This is a genomic window from Streptomyces sp. NPDC020780, assembly GCF_044334475.1.
Classification (GTDB): domain Bacteria; phylum Actinomycetota; class Actinomycetes; order Streptomycetales; family Streptomycetaceae; genus Streptomyces.
The window spans coordinates 50,736-76,693 of sequence record NZ_JBIRTB010000001.1; the positions used below are offsets into that span (position 1 = coordinate 50,736).

Annotated in this window: 22 protein-coding genes; 15 read left to right on the forward strand and 7 right to left on the reverse strand. The window is 71.5% G+C overall.

Going from position 1 to position 25,958, the window contains the following annotated elements:
* Positions 1 to 154: 154 nt before the first annotated feature.
* Positions 155 to 2,176: a thioredoxin domain-containing protein gene (locus tag ACH4VO_RS00260; protein WP_360993225.1), complete on the forward strand. Its 2,022-nt coding sequence runs from the start codon at positions 155 to 157 to the stop codon at positions 2,174 to 2,176.
* 94 nt (positions 2,177 to 2,270) lie between these two features.
* Here ACH4VO_RS00260 and ACH4VO_RS00265 read toward each other — a convergent pair whose 3' ends face one another.
* Positions 2,271 to 2,957 carry a hemolysin III family protein gene (locus ACH4VO_RS00265; RefSeq protein WP_360993223.1) on the reverse strand — a complete coding sequence of 229 codons (687 nt, stop codon included), beginning with the start codon at positions 2,955 to 2,957 and terminating at the stop codon, positions 2,271 to 2,273.
* A 375-nt stretch (positions 2,958 to 3,332) separates the two neighbouring features.
* Here ACH4VO_RS00265 and ACH4VO_RS00270 point away from each other — a divergent pair, with 375 nt between their 5' ends.
* Entirely contained in the window at positions 3,333 to 5,159 is a 1,827-nt protein-coding gene (locus ACH4VO_RS00270; RefSeq protein ID WP_360993220.1) for a phosphoenolpyruvate carboxykinase (GTP), read from the forward strand.
* A gap of 260 nt (positions 5,160 to 5,419) precedes the next feature.
* On the opposite strand, the gene ACH4VO_RS00275 is transcribed toward ACH4VO_RS00270, so the two are convergent.
* The 3 genes from ACH4VO_RS00275 to ACH4VO_RS00285 form a co-directional block, all read right to left on the reverse strand.
* Positions 5,420 to 5,815 carry a hypothetical protein gene (locus tag ACH4VO_RS00275; protein WP_360993217.1) on the reverse strand — a complete coding sequence of 132 codons (396 nt, stop codon included), beginning with the start codon at positions 5,813 to 5,815 and terminating at the stop codon, positions 5,420 to 5,422.
* Positions 5,816 to 5,895: 80 nt separating this feature from the next.
* Complete coding sequence (locus ACH4VO_RS00280) at positions 5,896 to 7,107, reverse strand: pyridoxal phosphate-dependent aminotransferase (RefSeq protein WP_360993215.1); 1,212 nt, start codon at positions 7,105 to 7,107, stop codon at positions 5,896 to 5,898.
* Positions 7,108 to 7,344: 237 nt separating this feature from the next.
* The gene (locus ACH4VO_RS00285; protein ID WP_360993212.1) at positions 7,345 to 8,157 is read right to left on the reverse strand and encodes an arylamine N-acetyltransferase; all 813 of its coding nucleotides are present in this window, start codon (positions 8,155 to 8,157) and stop codon (positions 7,345 to 7,347) included.
* A gap of 77 nt (positions 8,158 to 8,234) precedes the next feature.
* Here ACH4VO_RS00285 and ACH4VO_RS00290 point away from each other — a divergent pair, with 77 nt between their 5' ends.
* Together ACH4VO_RS00290 and ACH4VO_RS00295 are read left to right on the forward strand one after the other, a co-directional pair.
* On the forward strand, positions 8,235 to 8,561 hold the full coding sequence (locus tag ACH4VO_RS00290; protein WP_360993209.1) for a hypothetical protein: 327 nt from the start codon (positions 8,235 to 8,237) through the stop codon (positions 8,559 to 8,561).
* A 185-nt stretch (positions 8,562 to 8,746) separates the two neighbouring features.
* A complete protein-coding gene (locus ACH4VO_RS00295; RefSeq protein WP_360993207.1) occupies positions 8,747 to 9,649 on the forward strand; it encodes a serine protease in 903 nt (300 codons plus the stop codon).
* A 209-nt stretch (positions 9,650 to 9,858) separates the two neighbouring features.
* Here the strand turns inward: ACH4VO_RS00295 and ACH4VO_RS00300 are convergent, their stop codons facing one another.
* Entirely contained in the window at positions 9,859 to 11,493 is a 1,635-nt protein-coding gene (locus ACH4VO_RS00300; RefSeq protein WP_360993204.1) for a D-aminoacylase, read from the reverse strand.
* Between the two features lie 40 nt (positions 11,494 to 11,533).
* The gene (locus ACH4VO_RS00305; protein ID WP_360993201.1) at positions 11,534 to 12,985 is read right to left on the reverse strand and encodes an alanine racemase; all 1,452 of its coding nucleotides are present in this window, start codon (positions 12,983 to 12,985) and stop codon (positions 11,534 to 11,536) included.
* A 107-nt stretch (positions 12,986 to 13,092) separates the two neighbouring features.
* Between ACH4VO_RS00305 and ACH4VO_RS00310 the strand changes: the two genes are divergently transcribed.
* The 5 genes from ACH4VO_RS00310 (at position 13,093) to ACH4VO_RS00330 (ending at position 18,316) form a co-directional block, all read left to right on the forward strand.
* Positions 13,093 to 14,154 (forward strand): sugar kinase, encoded by a 1,062-nt coding sequence (locus tag ACH4VO_RS00310; protein ID WP_360993199.1) that lies wholly within the window; start codon positions 13,093 to 13,095, stop codon positions 14,152 to 14,154.
* Positions 14,151 to 14,909, forward strand: a complete 759-nt coding sequence (locus ACH4VO_RS00315) for an IclR family transcriptional regulator (RefSeq protein WP_360993196.1) — start codon at positions 14,151 to 14,153, stop codon at positions 14,907 to 14,909. The genes ACH4VO_RS00310 and ACH4VO_RS00315 overlap by 4 nt, the downstream gene beginning before the upstream one ends.
* A gap of 6 nt (positions 14,910 to 14,915) precedes the next feature.
* Positions 14,916 to 15,326, forward strand: a complete 411-nt coding sequence (locus tag ACH4VO_RS00320; protein WP_360993194.1) for a RidA family protein — start codon at positions 14,916 to 14,918, stop codon at positions 15,324 to 15,326.
* A 132-nt stretch (positions 15,327 to 15,458) separates the two neighbouring features.
* Positions 15,459 to 16,934, forward strand: a complete 1,476-nt coding sequence (locus ACH4VO_RS00325; protein ID WP_360993191.1) for a gluconate:H+ symporter — start codon at positions 15,459 to 15,461, stop codon at positions 16,932 to 16,934.
* A gap of 77 nt (positions 16,935 to 17,011) precedes the next feature.
* On the forward strand, positions 17,012 to 18,316 hold the full coding sequence (locus tag ACH4VO_RS00330) for an Nramp family divalent metal transporter (RefSeq protein ID WP_360993189.1): 1,305 nt from the start codon (positions 17,012 to 17,014) through the stop codon (positions 18,314 to 18,316).
* Positions 18,317 to 18,423: 107 nt separating this feature from the next.
* Here ACH4VO_RS00330 and ACH4VO_RS00335 read toward each other — a convergent pair whose 3' ends face one another.
* Positions 18,424 to 20,157 (reverse strand): glycoside hydrolase family 18 protein, encoded by a 1,734-nt coding sequence (locus ACH4VO_RS00335; protein WP_360993187.1) that lies wholly within the window; start codon positions 20,155 to 20,157, stop codon positions 18,424 to 18,426.
* A 571-nt stretch (positions 20,158 to 20,728) separates the two neighbouring features.
* Between ACH4VO_RS00335 and ACH4VO_RS00340 the strand changes: the two genes are divergently transcribed.
* The 6 genes from ACH4VO_RS00340 (at position 20,729) to ACH4VO_RS00365 (ending at position 25,950) form a co-directional block, all read left to right on the forward strand.
* The gene (locus ACH4VO_RS00340; RefSeq protein WP_360993184.1) at positions 20,729 to 21,595 is read left to right on the forward strand and encodes a hypothetical protein; all 867 of its coding nucleotides are present in this window, start codon (positions 20,729 to 20,731) and stop codon (positions 21,593 to 21,595) included.
* A 100-nt stretch (positions 21,596 to 21,695) separates the two neighbouring features.
* On the forward strand, positions 21,696 to 22,400 hold the full coding sequence (cpaB, locus tag ACH4VO_RS00345) for a Flp pilus assembly protein CpaB (protein WP_360993181.1): 705 nt from the start codon (positions 21,696 to 21,698) through the stop codon (positions 22,398 to 22,400).
* A 7-nt stretch (positions 22,401 to 22,407) separates the two neighbouring features.
* Positions 22,408 to 23,676, forward strand: coding sequence for an AAA family ATPase (locus tag ACH4VO_RS00350; RefSeq protein WP_360993178.1), 1,269 nt, complete (start codon positions 22,408 to 22,410; stop codon positions 23,674 to 23,676).
* A gap of 5 nt (positions 23,677 to 23,681) precedes the next feature.
* Complete coding sequence (locus ACH4VO_RS00355; protein WP_360993174.1) at positions 23,682 to 24,092, forward strand: pilus assembly protein; 411 nt, start codon at positions 23,682 to 23,684, stop codon at positions 24,090 to 24,092.
* A gap of 6 nt (positions 24,093 to 24,098) precedes the next feature.
* The gene (locus ACH4VO_RS00360; protein ID WP_360993171.1) at positions 24,099 to 24,581 is read left to right on the forward strand and encodes a TadE/TadG family type IV pilus assembly protein; all 483 of its coding nucleotides are present in this window, start codon (positions 24,099 to 24,101) and stop codon (positions 24,579 to 24,581) included.
* Positions 24,582 to 24,612: 31 nt separating this feature from the next.
* On the forward strand, positions 24,613 to 25,950 hold the full coding sequence (locus ACH4VO_RS00365) for a CpaF family protein (RefSeq protein ID WP_360993168.1): 1,338 nt from the start codon (positions 24,613 to 24,615) through the stop codon (positions 25,948 to 25,950).
* Positions 25,951 to 25,958 lie beyond the last annotated feature (8 nt).

Consider the following 25,958-nt stretch of genomic DNA (forward strand, 5'->3'; position numbering starts at 1 on the left):
AGCCTCGGCAGTCCCGGTGCTGCTGGAGCCAGCCTACTGTCCGCCGATGCCGGGCCGCCCGGCTTCGGCGGCGCGCACCCGTCCCGCCTGCCCGGTCGCCTTCCGTCCCGTGGCGCGCGGGTGCCGTAGGGGCGGGTGCGCGAGGATGGGGGCCATGGCCAACCGACTTGCGCAGACCACCTCCCCGTACCTGCTCCAGCACGCCGACAACCCCGTCGACTGGTGGCCGTGGTCGCCCGGCGCGTTCGAGGAAGCCAGAAAGCGGAACGTGCCGGTGCTGCTCAGCGTCGGTTACGCCTCGTGCCACTGGTGCCATGTGATGGCTCACGAGTCGTTCGAGGACGCGTCCCTCGCCGGCTACCTCAACGCCCACTTCGTGCCGGTGAAGGTCGACCGCGAGGAGCGGCCCGACGTCGACGCCGTGTACATGGAGGCCGTGCAGGCCGCGACCGGCCAGGGTGGCTGGCCGATGACGGTCTTCCTGACGGCCGACGCCGAACCCTTCTACTTCGGCACCTACTTCCCGCCCGAGCCCCGCCACGGCATGCCGTCCTTCCGCCAGGTGCTCGAAGGCGTCGTGGCCGCGTGGACGGACCGGCGGGAGGAGGTCGCGGAGGTGGCCGGGCGCATCGTCAGCGACCTCGCGGGCCGCTCCCTCGCCCACGGTGGCACGGAGCTGCCCGGCGGACCCGAGCTCGCGCAGGCGCTGCTGCGGCTGACCCGGGACTACGACGAGAAGCACGGCGGCTTCGGCGGCGCCCCCAAGTTCCCGCCGTCCATGGTCCTCGAGTTCCTGCTGCGCCACCACGCCCGTACGGGGGCCGAGGGCGCCCTGGAGATGGCCGCCGACACCTGCGCCGCCATGGCGCACGGGGGGATCTACGACCAGCTCGGCGGCGGTTTCGCCCGCTACTCCGTCGACCGGGAGTGGATCGTCCCGCACTTCGAGAAGATGCTCTACGACAACGCGCTGCTGTGCCGCGTGTACGCCCATCTGTGGCGGGCGACCGGCTCGGACCTGGCCCACCGGGTGGCCCTGGAGACCGCGGACTTCATGGTGCGCGAGCTGCGGACCGCCGAGGGCGGCTTCGCCTCCGCGCTGGACGCCGACAGCGAGGACGCGCGGGGCCGTCGCGTGGAGGGCGCGTTCTACGTCTGGACGCCCGCGCAGTTGCGTGAGGTCCTGGGGGAGGAGGACGCCGCCTTCGCCGCCGAGCACTTCGGGGTGACCGAGGAAGGCACCTTCGAAGAGGGCTCCTCCGTCCTGCGGCTCACCCGCACCGGCGAGGCGCGGGACGCCGAGCGGGCCGCGGACGTGCGGGCCCGGCTGTTCGCGGCGCGGGAGACGCGGGTGCGGCCGGAGCGCGACGACAAGATCGTCGCCGCCTGGAACGGCCTGGCGGTCGCCGCGCTCGCCGAGACCGGCGCCTACTTCGGCCGGCCGGACCTGGTCGAGCGGGCCACCGAGGCCGCCGACCTGCTGGTACGCGTGCACATGGGCGACGCCGCCCGGCTCTGCCGTACGTCCAGGGACGGCCGGGCCGGGGACAACTCCGGGGTGCTGGAGGACTACGGCGACGTCGCCGAGGGCTTCCTCGCGCTCGCCTCGGTCACGGGCGAGGGCGTCTGGCTGGAGTTCGCCGGATTCCTGCTGGACATCGTGCTGGAGCGCTTCACCGGCGAGAACGGTCAGCTGTACGACACCGCCGATGACGCGGAGCAGCTGATCAGGCGGCCGCAGGACCCCGCGGACAGTGCCACCCCGGCCGGCTGGACCGCCGCCGCGGGCGCCCTGCTCTCGTACGCCGCGCACACGGGCTCCGAGGCGCACCGCACGGCGGCCGAGGGCGCGCTCGGGATCGTGGGCGCGCTCGGTCCGAAGGCGCCCCGCTTCACCGGCTGGGGGCTGGCCGTCGCTGAGGCGCTGCTGGACGGGCCGCGCGAGGTGGCGGTGGCGGGCCCGGTCGCCGGGGAGCTGCACCGCACGGCTCTGCTGGGACGGGCGCCGGGCGCGGTCGTGGCGGCGGGCGAGGGGCCGGACGCGGGCACCGAGTTCCCGCTGCTGGCCGACCGGCCGCCGGTGGGCGGTGCGCCCACGGCGTACGTCTGCCGCCACTTCGTGTGCGACGCCCCGACGACGGACGCGGCGGACCTGGCCGCGAAGCTGGGCGGCTGACCGGCGGCTGACCGGCGCCGGGCCCGGGTCCGGCCGTCCCGGCGTGCGAAGGGCCCGGCCGTGGTGGCCGGGCCCGTCGCACGTTGAGGGCGTTCTACTGCTGGTAGGCCACCAGCGAGATGCCGACGTAGTGGACGACGAACGCGGCCAGCGTCAGCGAGTGGAACACCTCGTGGAAACCGAACCAGTTCGGTGACGGGTTCGGGCGCTTGAGGCCGTAGATGACGCCGCCCGCGCTGTAGAGCAGGCCGCCCACCACGACCAGGACGAGCACCGCGACGCCGCCGGCGCGCATGAAGTCGGGCAGGAAGAAGACCGCCGCCCAGCCCATGGCGATGTAGCACGGCGTGTACAGCCAGCGCGGGGCGCCGACCCAGAAGACCCGGAAGGCTATCCCGGCCGCAGCGGCCCCCCAGACCGCCCACATGAGCGGCCGGCCGGTGGACTCCGGCAGCAGGAGCAGGGTCAGCGGCGTGTAGGTGCCCGCGATGATCAGGAAGATGTTGGCGTGGTCCAGCCTGCGCAGCACTGCCTCACCGCGCGGGCCCCAGGTACCGCGGTGGTAGACCGCGCTCACGCCGAACAGCATGCAGGCGGTGAGGATGTAGACCGCGCAGGCCACCCGCGCGCGGGTGCTGTCGGCCAGGGCGATCAGGATGATGCCGGCGATCACCACGGCGGGGAACATCCCTGCGTGCAGCCATCCGCGCATCCGTGGTTTGACCGGCACGGGGTCGGTGAGTTCTACGGGTCCGGACGACGCGGCGGCAGCAGAAGTCATGTTCGCATGCTACCTACGCAACCGTAGGTAGGGCCCGGCCCCCGTCGTCGCGAACGGACGGGCGGCGAGGGCCGCAGCACCTTCTCGCGCTGCCGTGACGCCCTGTGCGGTCCGGTATGGGGGTCATGTATCCCGCGCTGCACACCGATACGGCGCTGTATGCCCGTTCTGTCGGACATGCGGGTCGGATTCCGGTGCGCGGGAGTGGCGATACTCACTGTGCTCACCTGGGCGGCCCTCTGGACATATGGGCGCGAGCAGCGGACCATCAAATGAGTGCGGTCGGCACCGGATGAGCGCGTAGAGGGAATCGAAGCATCCGGGTCGCAGCCCCCACGGGGCCCCTTCCACAGACACCCACTTCAAGGAGCGATCGTGGCGCGCGACATCGCGGCTCCCCTCACTGTTCCCACCGACCACCCGGAGCTCGTCTCCTGGGTGGACGAGATCGCGGCCCTCACCGAACCGGACCGAGTGGTCTGGTGCGACGGGTCGGAGGCCGAGTACGAGCGCCTGTGCGAGGAGCTCGTCGCCAAGGGGACGTTCACCAAGCTCGACCCGGTCAAGCGCCCTAACTCGTACTACGCCGCGTCGGACCCGAGCGACGTCGCCCGCGTCGAGGACCGCACCTTCATCTGCTCCGAGAAGGAGGAGGACGCGGGCCCGACCAACCACTGGAAGGCCCCCGCGGAGATGCGGGAGATCTTCACCGGCGCGAACGGCGTCTTCCGCGGCTCCATGCGCGGGCGCACGATGTACGTCGTCCCGTTCTGCATGGGCCCCGTCGGGTCACCGCTCTCCGCGATCGGCGTCGAGATCACCGACTCCGCCTACGTGGCCGTCTCCATGCGCACCATGACACGCATGGGCCAGGAGGTCCTCGACGAGCTCGGCACCGACGGCTTCTTCGTCAAGGCCGTCCACACTCTCGGCGCGCCCCTGGCCGAGGGCCAGGAGGACGTTCCGTGGCCGTGCAACTCGACCAAGTACATCTCGCACTTCCCCGAGGACCGCGAGATCTGGTCGTACGGCTCCGGCTACGGCGGCAACGCCCTGCTGGGCAAGAAGTGCTACGCGCTGCGCATCGCCTCCGTCATGGCCCGCGACGAGGGCTGGCTCGCGGAGCACATGCTGATCCTCAAGCTCACGCCGCCGCGCGGTGAGAGCCGGTACGTCGCCGCCGCTTTCCCGAGTGCCTGCGGGAAGACCAACCTCGCCATGCTGGAGCCCACGATCTCCGGCTGGACCGTCGAGACCATCGGCGACGACATCGCCTGGATGCGGTTCGGCGAGGACGGGCAGCTGTACGCGATCAACCCCGAGGCCGGCTTCTTCGGCGTCGCTCCCGGCACCGGCGAGCACACCAACGCCAACGCCATGAAGACCATGTGGGGCAACTCCGTTTTCACCAACGTCGCGCTGACCGACGACGGCGACGTGTGGTGGGAGGGCATGACCGAGGAGCCGCCCGCACACCTCACGGACTGGAAGGGCTACGACTGGACCCCCGCGTCCGGTACGCCCGCCGCCCACCCCAACGCCCGCTTCACGGTGCCGGCCGGGCAGTGCCCGATCATCGCGCCGGAGTGGGAGGACCCGAAGGGCGTGCCGATCTCGGCCATCCTCTTCGGCGGCCGCCGCGCCTCCGCCGTTCCGCTGGTCACCGAGTCCTTCACCTGGCAGCACGGCGTCTTCCTCGGCGCCAACGTCGCCTCGGAGAAGACCGCCGCCGCCGAGGGCAAGGTCGGCGAGCTGCGCCGCGACCCGTTCGCCATGCTGCCGTTCTGCGGCTACAACATGGGCGACTACATGAAGCACTGGATCGAGGTCGGCGCCGACAAGGCGGACCAGTCGAAGCTGCCGAAGATCTACTACGTGAACTGGTTCCGCAAGGACGACGCGGGCAGGTTCGTGTGGCCCGGCTTCGGCGAGAACAGCCGTGTCCTCAAGTGGATCGTCGAGCGCCTCGACGGCACGGCCGAAGGCGTCGAGACGCCGATCGGCATCCTGCCGGCCAAGGGCTCGCTGGACACCGACGGCCTGGACCTCTCCGAGTCCGACCTCGACTTCCTGCTGAACGTCGACAAGGAGGTCTGGCGTGAGGAGGCCGCGCTGATCCCCGAGCACCTGAACACCTTCGGCGACCACACGCCGAAGGAGCTGTGGGACGAGTACCGCGCGCTGGTCCAGCGCCTGGGCTGACCCCGCCCGGTACGAACCGGCGCCGGGTCCGGCCCGGCGTCTCCCCGACCCCGCGGCCCGGCCCGTAGGACATCCGCCCTGACCTGTGGGGTCGACGGCCGGCCGCGGAAGGCCCCCGGAACTCCCTCGGTTCCGGGGGCCGCCCCCTTCCAGGGGAGCCTCCCGGTACGCGCGGGGCGTGCGCCCGGCCCCGAGCCGTCAGGACCGGGCTGGACGGGGGCCCGGTCCACGCCGCCTTCACGGCCCGCGGACCGGGGCCGTCAGCGGGCGCCGACCGGTGCGGAAGCGGGCTCCGCGGCCAGGGCCGCTGTGTGGGCGTCCATGGCCTGGGCCGCGAGGATCGCCGCGGCCGTGTCGGCGCGTGACGCCGCCACGAGGAGGGCCCGGCCCGCCAGGGCGTGGGCGCGGTGGTGGAGAGCGGCCGGCGTCGCGGCGGTCCGTCCGGCGTGCCGGGCGGGCGGCGCGCCGCGGAGTCGGGCCACCTGTTCGGCGATGCGGTCGCCCGTGGTGGCGAGCCCCAGTTCGTCGGTCACCGCGAGGAGTGCGGCGAGGTGCCCCGCGAGCTGGATGTCCAGCTCCTCCTCACGGCTGCGGTGCGGAAAGCCGGCGTCGTCGGCCGGTGTGTGGACCGATTTCGCACGGATCGGCTCGTACATGGATGGCCTCCTGGTCGTGCAGGAGAACCATCCTAGCTTGGATTCAGTCTAAAGTTGTGTACGATCCGGTCTTGGTGGGTCTACGGCTGGCTGTAACCGTCCAGGAAGGTCCCGATGCGGGTCATGGCGTCCGTCAAGTCCTTGGCCGGCGGCAGCGTCACCACCCGGAAGTGATCGGGATCCGGCCAGTTGAAGCCCGTACCGTGCACGACCATGATCTTCTCGGCCCGCAGCAGATCGAGGACCATCTGCCGGTCGTCCTTGACCTTGAACACCTTGGGGTCGAGCCGGGGGAAGAGGTACAGCGCCCCCTTCGGCTTCACGCACGTCACCCCGGGGATCCGCGTCAGCAGGTCGTACGCCACGTCCCGCTGCTCCAGGATGCGCCCGCCCGGCAGCACCAGGTCGTCGATGGACTGCCGGCCGCCGAGCGCGGTGGCCACTGCGTGCTGGGCGGGCATGTTCGCGCACAGCCGCATGTTGGCCAGGATCGTCAGCCCCTCGATGTACGAGGAGGCGTGCGCCTTCGGCCCGCAGACCGCCATCCAGCCCGAGCGGTATCCCGCGATCCGGTAGTTCTTGGACAGCCCGTTGAAGGTGAGCACCATCAGGTCGGGCGCGACGGTCGCGGTCGGGGTGTGGGTGGCGCCGTCGTACAGGATCCGGTCGTAGATCTCGTCGGAGCAGACGACCAGGTGGTGGCGCCGGGCGATCTCCGTCAGCCCGCGCAGCATCTCCTCGTCGTAGACCGCGCCCGTCGGGTTGTTCGGGTTGATGATCACGAGCGCCTTGGTGCGGTCGGTGATCTTCCGCTCGATGTCGGCCAGGTCCGGCATCCAGTCGGCCTGCTCGTCGCACCGGTAGTGCACGGCCGTACCGCCGGCCAGCGAGACCGAGGCCGTCCACAGGGGGTAGTCCGGAGCGGGGACCAGCACCTCGTCCCCGTCGTCGAGCAGCGCCTGCATCGACATCTGGATCAGCTCGGAGACGCCGTTTCCCAGGTAGATGTCCTCGACCCCGAGGTCGATGCCCTTGGTCTGGTAGTGCTGCATCACCGCCCGGCGCGCCGACAGCAGGCCCTTCGCGTCCCCGTAACCGTGCGCCCCCGAGAGGTTGCGCAGTATGTCCTCGAGGATCTCGGGCGGGCACTCGAAGCCGAACGCGGCGGGGTTGCCCGTGTTGAGCTTGAGGATGCGGTGACCGGCGGCTTCCAGCCGCATGGCCTCCTCGAGCACGGGGCCGCGGATTTCGTAACAGACGCCGGAGAGTTTCGTGGACTGGATGACCTGCATGTCTGTGAGCTTACGGCCGCGTTTCGCGCGCTGCGCCCCGTTCGCGTACGCGTTGTCCCCTCCGTAGGCGCACTCCGCCGGGCCCGCTCTTTCATCGGCATGCCGCCCCGGCCGCCGACCGTGTGAACCTCCGGTCGGGGCGGCGCGCGGGCTTGGAATGCGGGCGTGCCGTACCTGGCTGGTGAGATGCGCCACGCGGGGCGGGGGCGACGGCCGTACGCGGCCCCTGGTGCGGCTTCAGCCGGGCAGGGTGGTCCCTTCCGGAAGCCGCAGGCCGAAGTCGTCGGCGAGTACGCGCAGCACCTCGGCCGGGCCGCTCAGCTCCCACTCGGTGATCGTGCCGTCGTCGGCCGTCTCCACCAGGGTGCGTCCGGACAGCGCCCGGTGCAGACCGGGCAGGGTGCGCATGGCGTACACCGCCTGCCGGAACGGTGAGTCCGGGTTCGTCGCGATGTGCCAGTTGATGACCTCGAAGTCGGGGTGCTCGAACGGTTCGAGCGTGAACTCGTACTGCGGCTCCCAGCAACCGCCCTTCTCCGACTGCAGTTCCCACAGTTCCAGCGGACCGTCGTGCGGGGCGTGCACGAGCCGGTGGTGGCGGGGGGTGTCGAGCAGTTCCGTGTCCTCGGCCAGGGGGATCGGTTCCAGCAGTGCCCCGCTCGATCCGAAGCCCGCGTCGGCGAGGAAGGGGGTGGCGGCGCCCTCCGCCTCCACCTTCATCAGCATGTGGGTACGCGGCCGGATGTCGCCGGGGGCGGCGCCCACCACCACGCGGGCGGCCAGGAGCGTCACGTGGAAGCCGAGTTGGGTGAGGGCGGCCGCGAGCAGGGTGTTGTGCTCGTAGCAGTACCCGCCACGCTCGCCGCGGACGAGCTTGGCCTCCAGGTCCGCGAGGGCGAGGGAGGGCACACGGCCGAGGACGGGGTCCAGATTCTCGAAGGGGATGCCGAGCAGGTGGGCGCGGTGCACGGACCGCAGTACCTCCGGGGTGGGACGGCGCTCACCGGACCAGCCGATGCGAGCGAGGTAGGCGTCGAGGTCGAGAGTCATGCCCCGACAGTACGCAGACACCTCAGATGTTTCTCAAACCCGGTGCAGCGGTGAGGCGTACGGGGAACGGTGACCTCATGATCCGTACGGGCAGGGCCAGGCAGGAGAAGATCGTGACCGTGCTCCGGGAGGCGGAGGAGGTCGGCGCGCGCCTGCGGGAGGCGTTGAGCACCGCGCCCGACGACGAGCGGCCCGGTCTGGAGCGCGCCCTCGCCCTCGTCGAGCGGGCCGCGGCCGTCCCGGACTCCGAGGTGCGCGGCCGCTGGGTGCGGCAGCGGCTCGCGGCGGCCGGGTACGAGGGGCCGGCCGACTCGGTGGAGGCCGTCAGGATCCTGCGCAAGGCCGAACCCGGGCTGAGCCTCCTGGCGGCGGTGACGTACACCAGGGAGGCGGCCGGCCGGTGAGGCGGGCGGGGCGCCCCCGGTGTCCCGGGCGCGGAACGGCGGGGGCGGGCGCTGCGGGCTCCGGTTGACGGGTCGTCAAGCGACGGCTGGATTCCGCCCCTTGTGGGCCCCCTCCGTGTACGCCAACATGCGCATGTCAAACCGGAAGAACTCCGGTGACAGACGCATCTGGAGGGGACCCCCACATGAAGAAGCCTCTCGTCGGCGCATTTCTTGCCGTTCTGCTCCTCGGGGCGGGCGTAGCCCCCGCGGCCGCGACCACGGGCCCGGGCGCCACCCAGGCCCGTGCGACGGGGACCGGCGTCACCGCGCGGACGGCCGACGCCGGCACGAAGACCGCCGAGGTCCGCGCGAAGGCGGTCGGCTTCGCCGGCACGGTGGCGCTCAGCAACTGCTCCGGCTCGGTCGTCCGCACGCCCTCGTCCCTGCCGGGCGACCCCGCCCTCGTCCTGTCCAACGGCCACTGCCTGGAGACCGGCTTCCCGGGCCCCGGCGAAGTCGTCCTCAACAGGGCGTCGACCCGGAGCTTCACCCTGCTGAACGCGGCGGGCACGGGCGTCGGCACCCTGCGCGCCGACAGGATCGCGTACGGGACGATGACGGACACCGACGTCTCGCTCTACCGGCTCACCCGTACGTACGCCCAGATCGAGAGCACCTACGGCATCAAGGCCCTGGAGCTCAACGCCGCGCGCCCGGTGCAGGGGACGGCGATCACGGTCGTCTCGGGGTACTGGAAGCGCACGTACAGCTGTGCCATCGACGGGTTCGCGTACCGCCTCAAGGAGGGGGCCTGGACCTGGAAGGACTCGGTCCGCTACACCTCGGATTGCCGGACGATCGGCGGCACGTCCGGCTCGCCGGTGATCGACGACGCGACCGGGAAGGTCGTCGCCGTCAACAACACCGGTAACGAGGACGGTCAGCGGTGCACGGACAACAATCCGTGCGAAGTCGACGCCAACGGGGTGGTGACGGTCCGCCAGGGCATCAACTACGCGCAGCAGACGTACGGCATCGTGCCCTGCGTCGGCCCCGGCAGCCAGATCGACCTGACCCGGGCGGGCTGCGCCCTTCCCAAGCCGTAGGGCCGTCCCGCACTTCCCGGCGGGCACGCGACGACAGCCACGGCACCTCGCCGGGTTGTAGGAGCGTCCGCATACATCCGGTATGCGGACGCTCCTTCGCCGTGCGACGCACCATATCCGACGCCGCGCGCCGATCCACCGGGAAGCGCGGGAGCGCCCTCGCGGACAGCCGGACGGGCGGCGGCCGGTGCGAGGAACGAGCCCGGCCGTCAGCTCGCGGTCCGGGCCGCGCCGCGGCCCGTCCCCCGGACCGCGCGGCCGGCCAGGGTGGAGGTCCGTCTGCCGTCCTCGATGACGAAGCGGCCGTCGATCAGGACGTGCGGGATACCGACCGGGAGGACGCGCGGCTCGTCGAAGGTCGAGCCCGCCGCCACCGTGGCCGGGTCGAAGAGGACCAGGTCCGCGCGGTAGCCCTCGCGGACGAGGCCGCGGTCCGGCAGGCGCAGGCGGGCGGCCGGGCGGGAGGTGAGGTGAGCGACGCACTCCTCCAGGGAGAGGATGCCCAGCTCTCTCACGTAACGGCCGAGGTACTGGGGGAACGTGCCGTACGCGCGGGGGTGCGGCTTGTCGCCCTGGAGGATGCCGTCGCTGCCTCCGGTGTGCACCCGGTGGCGCATGATCCGGCGCACGTTCTCCTCATGGCCCACGTGCTGGAGGATCGTCGTGCCGAGCCGGTCCTCGACGAGCAGCCGGCGGGCGGTCACCCACGGTTCCTCGCCGCGCAGGGAGGCGGACTCCGCGACCGTACGGCCGACGTATCCGGTGAGATCCGGAGCGCCGACGCCCGAGATCTCGATCGTGTCCCACTCGATCGGGACGCCGTGGCAGCCGTCCGAGCCCAGGACCTCCAGGTGGTGGCGGATCCGCTCCGCCGTGGCGTCGTCCGCGAGCCGGGACAGGACGGACGCGGGACCGCCCTCACCCGCCCAGCTGGGCAGCATCGCGACCAGGGTGGTGCAGCCGGGGGTGTAGGGATAGGTGTCCAGGGAGATGTCCGCGCCCGCCGCCAGGGCGTCGTCCAGGAGGGCGAGGAGGTCGGGGGCCCTGCCCTTGTTCACGCCGAAGTTCATGGTGGCGTGGGCGAGATGGAGGGCGCAGCCCGCCTGACGGGTGAGCTCCACCATCTCCTCGTACGCAGCGAGCGCCCCCGCCCCGTACGAGCGGTGGTGGGGGCAGTAGTAGCCGCCGTGGGCGGCCACCACGCGGCACAACTCGGTCAGTTCGGCGTCGTCGGCGTACATGCCGGGCGTGTACGTCAGGCCCGAGGACATGCCGACCGCCCCTTCGGCCATGCCCTGCGCGACGAGTTCCCTCATCCGGGCCAGCTCGGCGTCCGTGGCCGGGCGGTCCTCCCAGCCGACGGCGAGCATCCGTACCGTCCCCTGCGGGACGAGGTAGGCGGCGTTGACGGCGATGCCCTGGCCGCCGAAGTTGCGGTCGAGGCGGTCCAGGTAACCGCCGACGGTGCGCCAGTCGAAGTCGATGTCCGACCCGTCGCCGTTCCACCCGGCGATGGAACGGCGCACCTCGGCGAGCGTCCGGTCGTCCGCGGGGGCGTACGACAGGCCGTCCTGGCCGAGGACTTCGAGGGTGACCCCCTGCGCGGCCTTCGCGCTGTGGTCGGGGTCGCGCAGCAGTGCCAGGTCGCTGTGGGCGTGCATGTCGATGAAGCCCGGCGACAGAGCGAGGCCGTCCGCGTCCAGGGTGCGGGCGGCGGCGAGGCGTGGGCCGCCGCCCTCCCGGCGGATCTCGGTGATCCGGCCGTCCGTGACGCCCACGTCGGCGCGGTAGGAGGGGGTACCGGTGCCGTCGACGACGCGGGCGTCGCGGATGACCAGGTCCATGGGAGGTCGCCTTTCGGGTGGGGGAGAGGGCCCGCCGGGATCAGAAGAAGGTGCGGATGTAGTCGGTGACGGTGCCGTCCGCCTCCACCAGCGGGATCAGCTGCCACTTGTCGAACGACGTGCAGGGGTGGGAGAGGCCCATGCCGATCCAGTCGCCGACCTCCAGCTCGGCGCCCGGCTCCGTGCGGACCCAGCCGTGCTGGTCGGACAGCCCGCTGACGGTGATTCCGGTGGCGGGCCGCACCGAGCCGTCCCGCGCGGAGCGGACGACCTGCGCCTCGGGGAGGTCCAGGTCGTAGGCGGCGTCCCGCTTGCCGGCGTTGACGAAGGCCTGCTCGGGGGTGGGGCGGGAGACCACCTGCGCCCACAGGCGGAAGGCGGGCCGCAGCGCGCCCTCGCCGGGGACCCGGTTGAAGGGGGTGAGGTGGCGGTAGTGGCCGTCGTCGTGGCTGACGTAGGCGCCCGAGCGCAGCAGTCGGCACACCGGGCGGCTGAGACCGGGGATCTCGGCGAAGACCTCGGCGACGGCGTCGAACCAGGCGCTGCCGCCCGCGCTGACCAGGATCTCCTCGCCGTCCGCCAACTCGCCGAAGCGGCCCGCGGCGTCGAAGCCGGCGGCGAGCGCGACGAGCCGGCGCAGCCACTCCCTCACCCGCTCCTGGGAGGCGTCCGGCACCTCGCCCTCGTAACCGGCGACGCCCACCAGGCGCAGCGTGGACGTGGCGGCCACCGCGTCGGCGACCGCCGCGCAGTCGGCCTCCGTGCGGGCGCCGGTGCGGGCGCCCTGGCCGGCGCCCAGCTCCACCACCACGTCGACGGGGCGAACGGCGCCGGCCGCGCGCAGGGCCTCGTCCATCAGCTCGACGCCGCGGACGGAGTCCACGTAGCAGACGAAGACGAAGTCCGGGTCGCCGTCCAGCTCGCCGGCCAGCCAGCGCAATGCGACCGCGTCCACGACCTCGTTGGCGAGGAAGATCCGCCGGATGCCGTGGGCGCGGTACACCCGTGCCTGGTGGGGCACGGCGGCCGTGATCCCCCACGCGCCGTGCTCCAGCTGGCGGGCGAAGAGCTGCGGTGACATCGACGTCTTGCCGTGCGGGGCGAAGGCCAGGCCGTGCCGCCGGCTGTAGGTCTGCAGGAGTGCGAGGTTGGCTTCGAGCGCCTCGGCGGACAGGGCCAGCACGGGCGTGGTGAACCCGCCGGTGAAGAGGTTGCGCCGTTCGGCCGCCAGCGCGCCGACGGTCAGGCCCTCGGCGTCGGGCGGCAGCGCCTTGAAGCGGTGGTCGACCCGCTCCCCGGCGAGCGACGCCAGGGACCCGCCGTCGGTCCCCGGTGCGGCCTGCCGGCCGAGCCCCGGCGCGGGAGCCCCTGCGGCCCCGGCGGGCGGACCCGCGGACCCGGCGGGCTGTTCGGCGGACTGCTCGGCGGACTGCTCGGCGGCCAAGGGAGCCTCCTCGATGACGGTGACGAACTGGATGACGTGGTGTTGCATCCTGTGCAACACCCATTGCGCATCTCGCTAACCGCTGTCTAACATCCGAGCCGATGCCGGGTCAATGGTGAGCACCGGCGCCCACGGCCGACCAGGAGGAGCCCAGAGTGCCCGGATCCGCGACCAGGACCAGCGCGGCGGACGCGGACGTCGTCTGCCTCGGCGAGTCCATGGTGACGTTCCTGCCCTCGCGGCCCGGCCGCCTCGCCGACGTCCCGTCCTTCTCGCGCGGCATCGGCGGCGCCGAGTCCAACGTCGCCTGCGCGCTGGCCGCCTCCGGCCACCGGGCGAAGTGGGTAGGCCGGGTCGGCGCCGACGGCTTCGGCGACCACCTCGTCGACACGATCGCCGGATACGGGGTCGACACCTCCGCCGTACGCCGTGATCCGCACCGCCCCACCGGCATCTACTTCCGCACCGCCACGGACCGCGCCACCGACACCTACGAAGTCGCGTACTACCGGGCAGGGTCCGCCGCCTCCGCGATGTCCCCGCACAACGTCCCCTACGAAGACCTCCTCACCGGGCGTGTCCTGCACCTGTCCGGCATCACGGCGGCGCTCTCCGCCGACTGCCTGGCACTGCTGCACGACCTCACCGCCGCCCGCGAGGGCCGCCCGCTGATCTCCTTCGACGTCAACCACCGCCCGGGACTGTGGCGGACGGGCGACGCGGGCCCCGAGGTCCTGCTCGGCCTGGCCCGCCGCAGCGACCTCGTCTTCGTCGGCGAGGACGAGGCCGAGGACGCCTGGGGGGTGCGGGGGGCCGACGCGATCCGTGCCGCCCTGCCGGAGCCCGAGGTCCTCGTCGTGAAGCGGGGCGCCGACGGTGCGACGGTCTTCGCCCGCACCGACGGCGAGCGGGAGGACACCGTCACCACCGTCCCCGCCCTGCACGTGGACGTCGTCGCCGCCGTCGGCGCGGGTGACGCCTTCGCCGCCGGGTTCCTCTCCGCAACCCTGCGCGGCCTGCCCGTGCGGGACCGGGCCCGGCACGGCCACCTGGCGGCCGCGGCCGTGCTCACCGCCCCCGGCGACCTCACCGCGCCCCCGGCGCGCGCCCATGCCGACCGCCTCGCGGCACTGGACGACACCGCCTGGGAGACACTTCGTCTCGGCCCCGGCTGGACTGCGGCCGGCCAGGCATCCGAGGAGGTACGAGTCACATGAGCCAGACCGTCGACCGCGCGCTGAGCATCCTGCCGCTGCTCGCCCAGGGACCGGCCGATCTCGGACAGGTCGCCGAACGGCTCGGCGTCCACAAGTCCACGGCCCTGCGGCTCCTGCGCACGCTCCACGAGCACGGACTCGTCTACCGCCAGCAGGACCAGCGCTACCGCCTCGGCGCCCGGCTCTTCGCCCTCGCGCAGGAGGCCGTCGAGAACCTCGACGTGCGCGAGATCGCCCACAACCACCTCGTCGAGCTCAACGAGCAGTGCGGACACACCGTCCACCTCGCGGTGTACGAGGAGAACGAGGTCCTCTACATCGACAAGGTCGAGAGCCGCTACCCGGTGCGGATGTACTCCCGTATCGGCAAGCCCGTCGCGATCACCGTCGCCGCCGTCGCCAAGCTGCTCCTCGCCGACCTGACCGAGCCGGAGCGGCGCGCGATCGCCGAGAAGCTCGACTACCCCATGTACACGTCCCGTTCGGTCCCGAACGCCGGCGCGTTCCTCCGGGAGCTCGCCGTCGTACGCGAACAGGGATGGGCCACCGACCTCGGCGGCCACGAGGAGTCCATCAACTGCGTCGGCGCCCCCATCCGGGGTGCGGACGGGCGGGTCGTCGCCGCCATGTCGGTGTCCGCGCCGAACGTGGTCGTCACGGCCGAGGAACTCCTCACCCTGCTCCCCCTGGTGCGGCGCACCGCCGACGCCATCAGCCGGGAGTACTCCGGCAGCACCCCCACCAAGAAAGCCTGAACCACCATGACCGAGAAGACCGCTCTCACCCCCAGCACCCACACCACGCCGCCCGCCAGGTTCTCGCACGGCGTGCGGAAGGGGAACATCCTCCAGGTCGCGGGCCAGGTCGGCTTCCTGCCCGCCGTGCCGGGCCAGGCACCCACCCCGGCCGGTCCGACGCTGCGCGAGCAGACCCTGCAGACCTTCGCCAACGTCAAGGCGATCCTGGAGGAGGGCGGCGCGAGCTGGGACGACGTGATGATGATGCGTGTCTACCTCACGGACGTCGACCACTTCGCCGAGATGAACGCGATCTACAACGAGTACTTCGAGGCCCAGGGCCTCACCGCCCCCGCCGCCGCCCGCACCACGGTCTACGTGGGCCTCCCCGCGGGACTCCTCATCGAGATCGACGCCCTCGCGGTCCTCGGCTGATCCACCGGACCGGCTTGTCCCTCCGCACCACCCCGCACCACGGCCCGGCGCCCCGTCCCCGTCCCACGGGAGCGCCGTGCCGCGCTCCCCCCTGCCCCGAAGGACCCCTGTCACCCCCGGAGTTGAACGACCATGCTGCTCGCCGCCACCCCCGCGCCGGTCGAGGCGCCACCCCACACCGGTGGACTCCTCCTCCTGATCGACGGCACCGCCGGTCTGCTGACCGTCGCCGCCCTCGGCATCGCGTTGCTCCTCTTCCTCATCATCAAGGTCAGACTGCAGCCGTTCGTCGCGCTGCTCGCCGTCTCCATAGCCGTCGGCCTGGGTGCCGGCCTCTCCGTCACCGAACTCTTCGGCACGGTCCAGAAGTCCGCCGCCGTCTCCGTCATCGAGTCCGGCATGGGCGGCATCCTCGGCCACGTCGCCATCATCATCGGCCTCGGCACGATGCTCGGCGCGATCCTCGAGGTGTCCGGCGGGGCGGAGGCGCTGAGCGCCCGCCTGCTGAACCTCTTCGGTGAGAAGCGCGCGCCGCTCGCCATGGGCCTCACGGGCCTGATCTTCGGCATCCCGGTCTTCTTCGACGTCGGCATCTTCGTCCTCGCGCCGATCGTCTACGCCGCCGCCAAGCGCTCCGGAAAATCGATCCTGCTGTACGCGATGCCGCTGCTGGCGGGGCTCTCCATGACCCACGCGTTCCTGCCGCCGCACCCCGGCCCGGTCGCCGCCGCGGGACTCTTCGACGTCTCCCTCGGCTGGGTCATCGTGATGGGCGCCGTCGTCGGCATCCCGTCCGTCCTCGCCGCCTGGGGGTACGCCGCGTGGATCGGCAAGCGCCTCTTCGTCGACGTACCGCAGGACATGGTCGAGGCCGCCGCCGAGGCCAAGGCCGCCGTCGCCGCCGAACAGCGGGCCGCCGGGGTCACCCCGCACGAGAAGCCCGTCGCCCTCGGCACCGTACTCGCCATCATCGGCACCCCGCTGGTCCTGATCCTCGCCGCGACGTTCTCCTCCATCGCCCTGGACCCCTCCACCCCGCGCTCCGTCATCGAGTTCTTCGGCAACCCCTTCGTCGCGCTGACGATCGCGCTGTTCCTGGCGTACTACCTGCTGGGCATCCGGCGCGGCTGGTCCCGCACGTCGCTCGAAAAGGTCTCCACCTCGTCCCTCAAGCCGGTCGGCAACATCCTGCTGGTCGTCGGCGCGGGCGGGATCTTCGGAGCCGTACTCAAGGGCAGCGGCATCGCGAACGCGCTCGCCGACACCTTCAACGACGTGGGGCTGCCGGTCATCCTGCTCGCCTGGCTGATCTCCGTGGTGCTGCGGGTCGCCCAGGGGTCGGCGACGGTCGCGATCGTCACCACGGCCGGCATCGTCGTCCCGCTCGTCGAGGGCCAGGGCATGTCGCAGCCGCACCTCGCCCTGATCATCATGGCCATCTCGGCGGGCTCCATCTTCGCCTCGCACGTCAACGACGGCGGCTTCTGGATGGTGTCCAAGTACTTCGGCATCTCGGAGCGGGACACCCTCAAGTCCTGGACCGTCCTGGAGACGGTCCTCTCGGTCGCCGGCTTCGTGGTCGCGGCCGCACTGAGCCTGGTCATCTGAGGTTCCGCTCCCCACGAGGACGGACGGCGGCGCACGCCCTCTTGCGCGATCCCTCTCCGTACGCTTCGTTGATCGGCATGGCGGAGACGAACAGCACCACGGGAACAGGGGAGTCCAGCTCCCCGCAGCGCGCGTCCAGCTGGCGGTACATCGGCCCCGGTATCGTCGTCGCCGCCACCGGCGTCGGTGCCGGGGACCTGGTCGCGACGCTCATCGCCGGCAGCAGATTCGGCTACACCCTCATGTGGGCGGCCGTGATCGGCTGCCTCGTCAAGATCTCCCTCGCAGAAGCGGTCGGCCGCTGGCACCTCGCCACCGGCCGCACCCTGTTCGACGGCTGGCGCAGCCTCGGCGGATGGACCACCGTCTACTTCGCGGTGTACGTCGTCGTCTGGGGCTTCGTGTACGGCGCGACGGCCATGTCCTCCAGCGCCCTGCCCATCGTGGCCCTCTTCCCCGACGGCCCCGGGCTCAAGACCTGGGCGATCATCACGGGGCTGGTCGGGCTGGTCTTCGTCTGGTTCAACCAGTACGCCGTCTTCGAGAAGGTCATGACGGTCCTGGTCGGCGTGATGTTCGTCGTCGTGGTCTACGTCGCCGCCCGCGTCGTCCCCGACGTCGGCGCCTCGTTCGCCGGACTGCTCCCCGTGCTCCCGGACGGCTCCCTCGTCTACACGCTCGGGCTGATCGGCGGGGTCGGCGGCACCATCACGATGGCGGCCTACGGGTACTGGGTGAACGCCAAGGGCTGGTCCGACTCGTCCTGGATGAAGGTCATGCGGCTCGACAACCGGGTCGCCTACATCACCACGGGCATCTTCGTCGTCGCCATGCTCGTCGTCGGGGCCGAACTGCTGCACGCCTCCCACCTCGCTCTGGCCAAGGGCGACCGAGGGTTGATCGACCTCGGACAGGTCCTGGAGGACCGCTTCGGCCCGGCCACCGCGAAACTGTTCCTGGTCGGCTTCTTCGCCACGTCGTTCTCATCGCTCATCGGCGTGTGGCACGGCGTCAGCCTGATGTTCGCCGACTTCGTCGAGCGGATGGGGGCCGGCCGCCGCCCCGAGGGCGCGGAGCACGCGGGGAGCGCCGCGGTCGGCCGCCAGGAGCGGTCCCTGCCCTTTCGCGCGTACCTGCTCTGGCTGACCTTCCCGCCGATGGCCCTGCTCTGGCTCGACGAGCCGTTCGGCCTGGTCATCGCCTACGGAGTGCTCGGCGCGTTCTTCATGCCCTTCCTGGCCCTGACCCTGCTGTGGCTGCTCAACTCCTCCCGTACCCCGCCGCAGTGGCGCAACGGATGGCTCAGCAACGGGATGCTCGCGGCGGCGGGCCTGCTGTTCGTCGTGCTGTGCGTCCAGCAGGTGCGCGAGCTGCCCTGGTGACGCCTGCGGGCTCCGCCCGGGGAGAGAGGCGCACACGGCGGGGGAGGGGCCCGGAACGCCGGCAGCGCCGCCGGGGGAGCGGCGGCGCTGCGGCTTCGGGTCCTCGGCTACGGAAGGCCGTGGACGTGCGGGCCGACGGCGTTCGACCAGGCGTTGCCGGCCGTGGCGTCCCAGTTCGTCGACCAGGTCATCGCCCCCCGGATGTCCGGGTACGTCCGGGACGGCTTGAACGCACCGCAGCCGGTGCCCTTGGCCAGGCAGTCCAGCGCCGCGTTCACGACGGACGGGGAGACGTGGCCGCTGCCCGCGCCCCGGGTCGAGGCGGGGACGCCGAGACCGACCTGGGACGGGGCGAGGCCGCCCTCCAGCTGGATGCAGGCGAGCGCGGTCAGGAAGTCCACCGAGCCCTGTGCGTAGACCTTGCCGTCACATCCGAGCATCGAACCACTGTTGTAGTACTGCATGTTGACGACGGTCAGGATGTCCTTGACGTTGAGTGCCGTCTTGAAGTACTCCCCTGACGTCGACTGCATGTCGATGGTCTGCGGGGCCATCGTGATGACGAGACCGGAACCCGCCTTCGCGGACAGCGAGCGCAGCGCCTTCGTCATGTACGTCGAGTTCAGACCGTTCTCCAGGTCGATGTCGACCCCGTTGAAGCCGTACTCCCGGATGAGCGCGTAGACCGAGTCGGCGAATGCGGTGGCGGAGGCGTCGCTGTTGACGGAGACCGTTCCCTTCTCGCCGCCGATCGAGATGATGACGTTCTTGCCGGCCGCCTGCTTGGCCTTGATGTCGGCCTTGAACTGCGTGACCGTGTAGCCGCCCAGTCCCGCCGAGTCCAGGTTGAACGTGACGGCGCCCGGAGTCGCCGTGGCGTCCGCGAAGGAGACGGCGATGATGTCGTAGTGCGCGGGCACGTCGCTGATCTTCTGGACGGTGGCGCCGTTGTTGAAGTTCTGCCAGTAGCCGGTCACCGCGTGCTTGGGCACGGAGGTCACCGGGCCTGGGCCGGGGGTGTCCGCCTTCGCCGTACGGCCGCTGACCGTGGCGGACCTGACCGACTCGCCGGCGGCGTTGGTTGCGCTCACCGAGAACTGGTACGCCGTGTCCGCGGCCAGGCCGGTCACCGTCGCGGCGGTGCCGGTCGAGGTGGCCGCCTTCGCGCCGTCCCGGTAGACGGTGTAGCCGGTCGCACCGGAGACGGCGTTCCAGGACAGGGCCACGGAGGAGGACGTCGTGGTGCCCACCGCCAGGCCGGCGGGGGCGCCGGGCACGGCGGGGCCGGGCTCGTCCGTACCGCCGCCGCCGTCGGGTCCGGTGACCGCGACGTCGTCTGCGAGGTAGGCCGCCTGGCCGTACCAGCCGTGGGTGTAGACCGTCACGGAAGTGGTGGAGGGGCCGGTGGTGAAACTGGTCCTCAGCTGCGTCCAGGTACCGGAGCCGGGCGTCCAGGTGGAGACGTCCGTCGTGCCGGTGCCGCTCGCGCCCAGGTAGGCGTAACCGCCCTGCACCCAGGAACTCAGGGTGTACGTGGAGCCGGGTTTCACCGCCACGGTCTGCGTGCACCTGGCGTTGTCCTGGCCGGCCGGGGTGGCCTTGAGTGCCGAGGAGCCGCCGTGGACGGGGGAGGACACGGTGGTGCCGCTGCCGCCGGAACAGGTCCAGCCGGCGAGGCCGGATTCGAATCCGGCGTTCTTGGCGACGTTGATGTCGGCCGCTTCCGCGCTGCTGACGGGCCCGGTGACGGTCAGGGCCCCGGCCGCGACCACGGCGACGGCCGCGCCGAGGAGGGGCCGGGTACGGCGGCTTCTGCGTCTGCTGCGTGCGGAGCGTTCCACTTGCTGCCTCCGGTGGGGGAGTCGGGGGGTTCCGGCGGGGAACGGTGGCCACCGTTGGGCGATAAACTGGTCCAGACCAATAGAGTTGTCAAGGCCTCCGGCGGAGCGGATGCGGCCGGGAGCGTCCGCCGGCGGCCCTCGCGGGTGCCGGAAGGTGACGTCCGGATCCGGTGGATGCACTCGCGCGGGTGAGTCGCCGCGGAACCGCGAGCACTTCCCGGATCGTCACGGAGCGGGCGTGCTCGGGATATCGCACACGGGGCCACGGATCGGCCGCGGGCCGCCCTGACGTGGGTGAACGAATTGCCGCGCCCTTCAAACCCCGGCGCGCGAGGTAACCCTGCGCAGTGGTACAGGAGTTAACCAGTTCGGTTTTCGTACCGTTTCGCACGGAGGCCCTGCGAACGCCTGTCGCGGAACGTTGCCGTACTGGACTCCGCTATCTGTTCTCCGCCTGGTAGGACGTGGCTAAAGTGCTGAGGAAGAAGCGCGGAACAGGAGTGTTTGCGGCCGGGGTCACGACGACCGCGGCCGGAGCCGAACGGGGAAGAGCGTGCCGACCGCAATAGCAGTGACGAGCGCTGATCTGGTGCTGCCGCCGACCGATCAGCAGACCCCGACAGCGGCCCTGTTGCAGGACCCCGACGCCCAGACCCTCGACCTCGCGATCGGTGACATGCACCTGCTTCTGGAGCAGCACGGCCATGTCGTCGTGATCTATCCGTCAGGGATCGGCCAGGCCCACGAGCGACGCCTGCACGCCATCCGCTCCGTCATGGAGAGCGACCGGATCGCCCTGCTCAGGGTGGACCTGCCGCCGCTCGGGGTGGCCGTGCTGGTGCGTCAGCTGCGCCAGCTGTCGATCTGCGACTTCAGCCCCGGTGTGGTGGCGTCGGCGGCCCGGCTGCTCACCCACTACATCCACGCCGGCGCGCTGCTGAACTCGGTCGCCCGGCTGGACCGGGTCCCCGTCAGCCTGAAGACGCACGCCAGGTCATGGGTGCCGGGTTCCCAGTTCGCCGTACTCGCCGGACCCAGCCCCCGGCTCGTCAGAATCGGACCGGGGGCCGAGCCGCCGGCCGGACCGGCGTTCGGCACTCATCTGCTCGTGGCCAAAGGCCAGTCGTCATCCGAATGGGTACAGCAGACCCTGGCTCCCGCCTGGAACGTCCAGGCCGTTCACGAATGCCCGCTGCCTTCGGGTTCCCCGCGGTGGTGGGGCACCGGAAGGCTGGTGGAATTCGCCTCCTATCTGCCGGACATCTCGGTGCTCTACCAACTCGTTTCCTCCGTGCGCCGGGAGAACTGCCCCTGGTGCGGAATGGAACTCATCGGCGACCGCTGCGGGTTCTGTTCCTCGCCCCTGGCCCCGCCCGAGAACCGAATGCGCCCCGCGGCTGTCCTGAGCCATGGAGCGTCCGCGCCACCGGGCTCCTAGCACCCGAGCGCCGCCGCCCGGACACCGCACCCCGTCCCTCCGCCGCTCAGCCCCCTCCGTCCGCCGCCCACCCATCCGATTCGAACGAGGTTGTCCGGCCATGAACTCCCGCCAGCGCCGCGGCGTGATACTCCTGCTCCTGTCGGTCCTGTGCGCCTTCGGTGCCTTCGCCGGGGTGCTCTCGGTGATCAGCGACGTCAACTCCAAGGTCGGGCCCGAGGTCTCCGCCTACCGGCTCAAGCAGAACGTATCGCCGTACACGGACCTGTCCGCCGCGCAGTTCGAGAAGGTGTCGATGCCCAAGCGCTGGCTGTCGGACAACGCCGTCACGGATCTGGACGAGGTCAACGGCAAGATCGCCGTCACCGACCTCAAGGCCGGCTCCCTCATGCAGTCCGACATGATGGCGAGGAGCCCCGAACTGAAGCCCGGCGAGCAGGAGATCGCCATCATGATCGACGCCGCGACCGGTGTGGCGGGCAAGATCCGGCCGAACGACAAGGTGAACATCTACGCCACCTTCGAGGGCGAGCGGGACGGCGAGGCGTCCCAGTCCAAGGTCATCGTCTCCAACGCCAAGGTCCTCGACGTCGGCGAGCTGACCCCGCTGGAGCCGCGCAGGACCGACAGGAACCAGGCGACCGAGGCCGTGCCGATCACCTTCGCGCTCAGCACGCTCGACACCCAGCGCGTGGCCTACGCCGAGTCCTTCGCCCTGCACGTACGTCTCGCACTCATCGCGCCGGGCAGCGACGGCACCATCCGCCCGGGCGACCGCACCTACACGCTGGACAAGGACAAGTGAGGACGGGATGACCACCAGAATCCTCCCGGCCGTCGGTGACGCCGACGCGGCCAGGTCCGTCACCACCCTGCTCAGCCAGCTCCCCGAGGCGGAGCCGGCGGCTCCGGTCGGCGACTCGACGCAGCTCATCGACACCCTCGCCCGGCTGGCCGGCGAGTCCATCGAGGAGCTGCCCGAGGTCGTGCTGGTGCACGAGCGCATCGGTCCGGTGCCCGCCCTGGAACTGATCCGGGAGGTCTCCCTGCGCTTCCCCGCCGTGGGTGTCGTGCTGTTCACCGCGGACGCGAGTCCCGGACTCTTCGCCGCGGCCATGGACGCGGGGGCGAGGGGGCTGGCCACCCTCCCCCTGAGCTACGAGGAACTCGCCAACCGGGTGCAGGCCGCCGCGCAGTGGTCCACCGGGGTGCGACGCCACCTGGGGGCGGGCAGCGACGTGTTCACCGGGCCCGGGGGCACCGTGGTCACCGTGACGGGGGCCAAGGGGGGAGTGGGCGCGACCCTCGCCGCCGTACAGCTGGCCCTCGCCGCGCAGGCCTCGGGGTACACGGCGGCACTCGTCGACCTGGACCTGCAGACCGGCGACATCGCCGCCTACCTCGACGTGCAGTTCCGGCGTTCCGTCGTGGACCTGGCGGCCATCACCGACATCTCGCCGCGGGTCCTGTCCGACGCCGTCTTCTCGCACGACACGGGCCTGGCGCTGCTGCTGGCACCCGGCGAGGGCGAACGCGGGGAAGAGGTCAGCGACCGTTCCGCCCGCCAGATCGTCAGTGCCCTGCGCTCGCGCTACGAGATCGTCGTCATCGACTGCGGAAGCCAGATGAACGGCGCCAACGCCGCCGCGATCGAGATGGCCGACACCGCGGTCCTGGTGACCACTCCGGACGTGGTCGCGGTGCGGGGCGCCAAGCGCATCGTCCGGATGTGGGACCGGCTCCAGATCCGCAAGGCGGAGGAGACGGTCACGCTCGTCAACCGCTTCAACCGCAACACGGAGATCCAGCCCCCGCTGATTCAGCGGATCACCGGGACCCGCATGGCAGGAACGGCGGTACCCGCGAACTTCAAGGAACTCCAGGGCGCGGTGGACGCCGGGCGGATGCACGAGCTGGACCCACGCTCCACCGTGAAACAGGCCCTGTGGGCCCTGGCGGGAGAGCTCGGACTCGTGAAGCCTTCCCCGGGAGCGGAGTCGCGCGGCCGCGTACTGCGCGGCGACAGGGGATCCATCGGGGGCCGACGGCGCAAGGGCGGCACGAGCGGCGGGGGAGGCTGACAGCGATGCGGACCACGGGTGCACCGGACCGGATACGAGCGCGTCTGAGGAGCGACCGGGGACAGCTGATCGTCGAGTTCACCGGGATGGTACCGATCATCCTGGTGACGCTGGTGCTGCTCTGGCAGGCGGTCCTGGTGGGCTACACGTTCACGCTGGCGAGCGGTGCGGCGGACGAGGGCGTACGCACGGCGGTGGCCGCTGGGCGGGACCGGACGGCACGCTGCCAGGACGCCGTGAACGAACGGCTCCCGGGCGCCTGGGAGGGTGCCGCGGTCACTCGCTGCCCCTCGTCCGATTCCCACGACGTGGTCACGGTCAGCGTCACCCTCAAGGCCCCCGCCCTGTTCCCGGGCTTCGCCGACCTCCCCATCCCCGTCAGCGCGACCGCCGGCGCGGCCGCGGAAGGGAAGTGACGCGTCATGGGACCGGTACGCACCCCACACGCGGCCCTGCCGGATCGGGCCGTACGCACTCGACACACGGCCCCGCCGGAGCGGGGCAGGCGGAGGGCAGCCGTACGCACCTCCCGTACCGCCCGCCCGCGGCAGGGCAGAGGCGGGGACCGCGGCTCGACCGCCATCGAGTACCTCGGCTTCCTGCCCGTGCTCATCCTCATCGGCCTGGCCGGCCTCCAGCTGGGGCTGGTCGCCTACACCGCCCAGCAGGCGGGCACCGGCGCCCGGGCGGCCGCCCGCACCGCCTCGCAGGACGACCTGTCCGGGTCGTACGAGCGCGTCGGCAGGGCGTCGATGACCGGCTGGGTGGCCGACCGCGCCCGGATCTCCCCGCCCACGGGCGGCGACACGGTCACGGTGAGGGTCAGCGTGAAGATCCCGGACGTCCTGCTCGGCCTGCTCGGTGACCGGACCGTGGAGAAGTCCGCCACCATGCCCCGCGACTGAGCACACCCATCGCATCCGAGGAGTACGACCCATGAGCCTGCGGGCCCGCATCACCGCCCCCGAGGAGCGCGGAGGGGGACGGGAGGACGGCCACCTGGTCGCCACGTACCGCGCGAAGCTCCTGGAGGAGATCGACCTCGCGGAGATGTCCTCGCTGGCCGCCGCCGACCGCCGGGCCCGGCTGGAACGCGTCCTGGGCCACATCATCAGCCGTGAGGGCCCGGTCCTCTCCACCGTCGAACGCTCCCAGCTCATCCGTCGGGTCGTCGACGAGGCGCTGGGCCTCGGTGTCCTCGAACCCCTCCTGGAGGACGCCTCCATCACGGAGATCATGGTCAACGGCCCGGACCAGATCTTCGTGGAGCGCGCGGGCCGCGTCGAGCAGCTCCCGATGCGCTTCGCCAGCCACGAGCAGCTCATGCAGACCATCGAGCGCATCGTCTCCACGGTCAACCGGCGGGTGGACGAGGCCAACCCCATGGTCGACGCCCGCCTGCCCAGCGGTGAGCGCGTCAACGTGATCATCCCGCCGCTCTCGCTCACCGGCGCGACCCTGACCATCCGGCGCTTCCCCCGGTCCTTCTCGCTCCAGGAGATGATCGGCTTCGGCTCGCTGGACCAGCAGATGCTGCTGCTGCTCGCCGGCCTCGTCCAGGCCAAGTTCAACGTGATCGTCTCCGGGGCCACCGGCACGGGCAAGACCACGCTCCTCAACGCGCTCTCCGGGCTCATCCCCGACGGCGAACGCATCGTGACCATCGAGGACTCGGCCGAGCTCCAGCTCCAGCAGAACCACGTGATCCGGCTCGAGACCCGCCCGGCCAACGTCGAAGGCAAGGGGCAGGTCACCATCCGCGACCTGGTGCGCAACTCCCTGCGCATGCGCCCCGACCGCATCGTCGTCGGTGAGGTCCGTGGCGGAGAGTCGCTCGACATGCTCCAGGCGATGTCCACCGGCCACGACGGCTCGCTGGCCACGGTCCACGCCAACAGCGCGGAGGACGCCCTGATGCGCCTCCAGACCCTTGCGTCGATGTCCGAGATCAAGATCCCCTTCGAGGCGCTGCACGACCAGATCAACAGCGCGGTCGACGTGATCGTCCAGCTGACCCGGCACGCCGACGGCACCAGGAAGGTCACCGAGATCGCGGTGCTCGACTCGCACGGCCGCGACCCCTACCGGATCGTCACGGTGGCCCGGTTCGACGCCCGGCCGATGTCCACCGACGGGGTGGTCCACGGCGAGTTCCAGGCCCTCCCGCTCCCCCGCCGGATCGCCGACCGGCTCTACATGGCCGGCCAGCCGATCCCCCAGGCCTTCGGGGTCGCCCCGTCGGACGAATACCTCGCCACCCGAGAGGCCAGATAGGTACCCCG

What these genes read in the sequence shown, in the direction of transcription:
- ACH4VO_RS00260 (WP_360993225.1), top strand. Translation starts at nt 155, where the DNA reads ATGGCCAACCGACTTGCGCAGACCACCTCCCCGTACCTGCTCCAGCAC.
- ACH4VO_RS00265 (WP_360993223.1), bottom strand. Translation starts at nt 2,957, where the DNA reads ATGACTTCTGCTGCCGCCGCGTCGTCCGGACCCGTAGAACTCACCGAC.
- ACH4VO_RS00275 (WP_360993217.1), bottom strand. Translation starts at nt 5,815, where the DNA reads ATGTACGAGCCGATCCGTGCGAAATCGGTCCACACACCGGCCGACGAC.
- ACH4VO_RS00280 (WP_360993215.1), bottom strand. Translation starts at nt 7,107, where the DNA reads ATGCAGGTCATCCAGTCCACGAAACTCTCCGGCGTCTGTTACGAAATC.
- ACH4VO_RS00285 (WP_360993212.1), bottom strand. Translation starts at nt 8,157, where the DNA reads ATGACTCTCGACCTCGACGCCTACCTCGCTCGCATCGGCTGGTCCGGT.
- ACH4VO_RS00290 (WP_360993209.1), top strand. Translation starts at nt 8,235, where the DNA reads ATGATCCGTACGGGCAGGGCCAGGCAGGAGAAGATCGTGACCGTGCTC.
- ACH4VO_RS00295 (WP_360993207.1), top strand. Translation starts at nt 8,747, where the DNA reads ATGAAGAAGCCTCTCGTCGGCGCATTTCTTGCCGTTCTGCTCCTCGGG.
- ACH4VO_RS00300 (WP_360993204.1), bottom strand. Translation starts at nt 11,493, where the DNA reads ATGGACCTGGTCATCCGCGACGCCCGCGTCGTCGACGGCACCGGTACC.
- ACH4VO_RS00305 (WP_360993201.1), bottom strand. Translation starts at nt 12,985, where the DNA reads ATGCAACACCACGTCATCCAGTTCGTCACCGTCATCGAGGAGGCTCCC.
- ACH4VO_RS00315 (WP_360993196.1), top strand. Translation starts at nt 14,151, where the DNA reads ATGAGCCAGACCGTCGACCGCGCGCTGAGCATCCTGCCGCTGCTCGCC.
- ACH4VO_RS00320 (WP_360993194.1), top strand. Translation starts at nt 14,916, where the DNA reads ATGACCGAGAAGACCGCTCTCACCCCCAGCACCCACACCACGCCGCCC.
- ACH4VO_RS00325 (WP_360993191.1), top strand. Translation starts at nt 15,459, where the DNA reads ATGCTGCTCGCCGCCACCCCCGCGCCGGTCGAGGCGCCACCCCACACC.
- ACH4VO_RS00330 (WP_360993189.1), top strand. Translation starts at nt 17,012, where the DNA reads ATGGCGGAGACGAACAGCACCACGGGAACAGGGGAGTCCAGCTCCCCG.
- cpaB (WP_360993181.1), top strand. Translation starts at nt 21,696, where the DNA reads ATGAACTCCCGCCAGCGCCGCGGCGTGATACTCCTGCTCCTGTCGGTC.
- ACH4VO_RS00350 (WP_360993178.1), top strand. Translation starts at nt 22,408, where the DNA reads ATGACCACCAGAATCCTCCCGGCCGTCGGTGACGCCGACGCGGCCAGG.
- ACH4VO_RS00355 (WP_360993174.1), top strand. Translation starts at nt 23,682, where the DNA reads ATGCGGACCACGGGTGCACCGGACCGGATACGAGCGCGTCTGAGGAGC.
- ACH4VO_RS00360 (WP_360993171.1), top strand. Translation starts at nt 24,099, where the DNA reads ATGGGACCGGTACGCACCCCACACGCGGCCCTGCCGGATCGGGCCGTA.
- ACH4VO_RS00365 (WP_360993168.1), top strand. Translation starts at nt 24,613, where the DNA reads ATGAGCCTGCGGGCCCGCATCACCGCCCCCGAGGAGCGCGGAGGGGGA.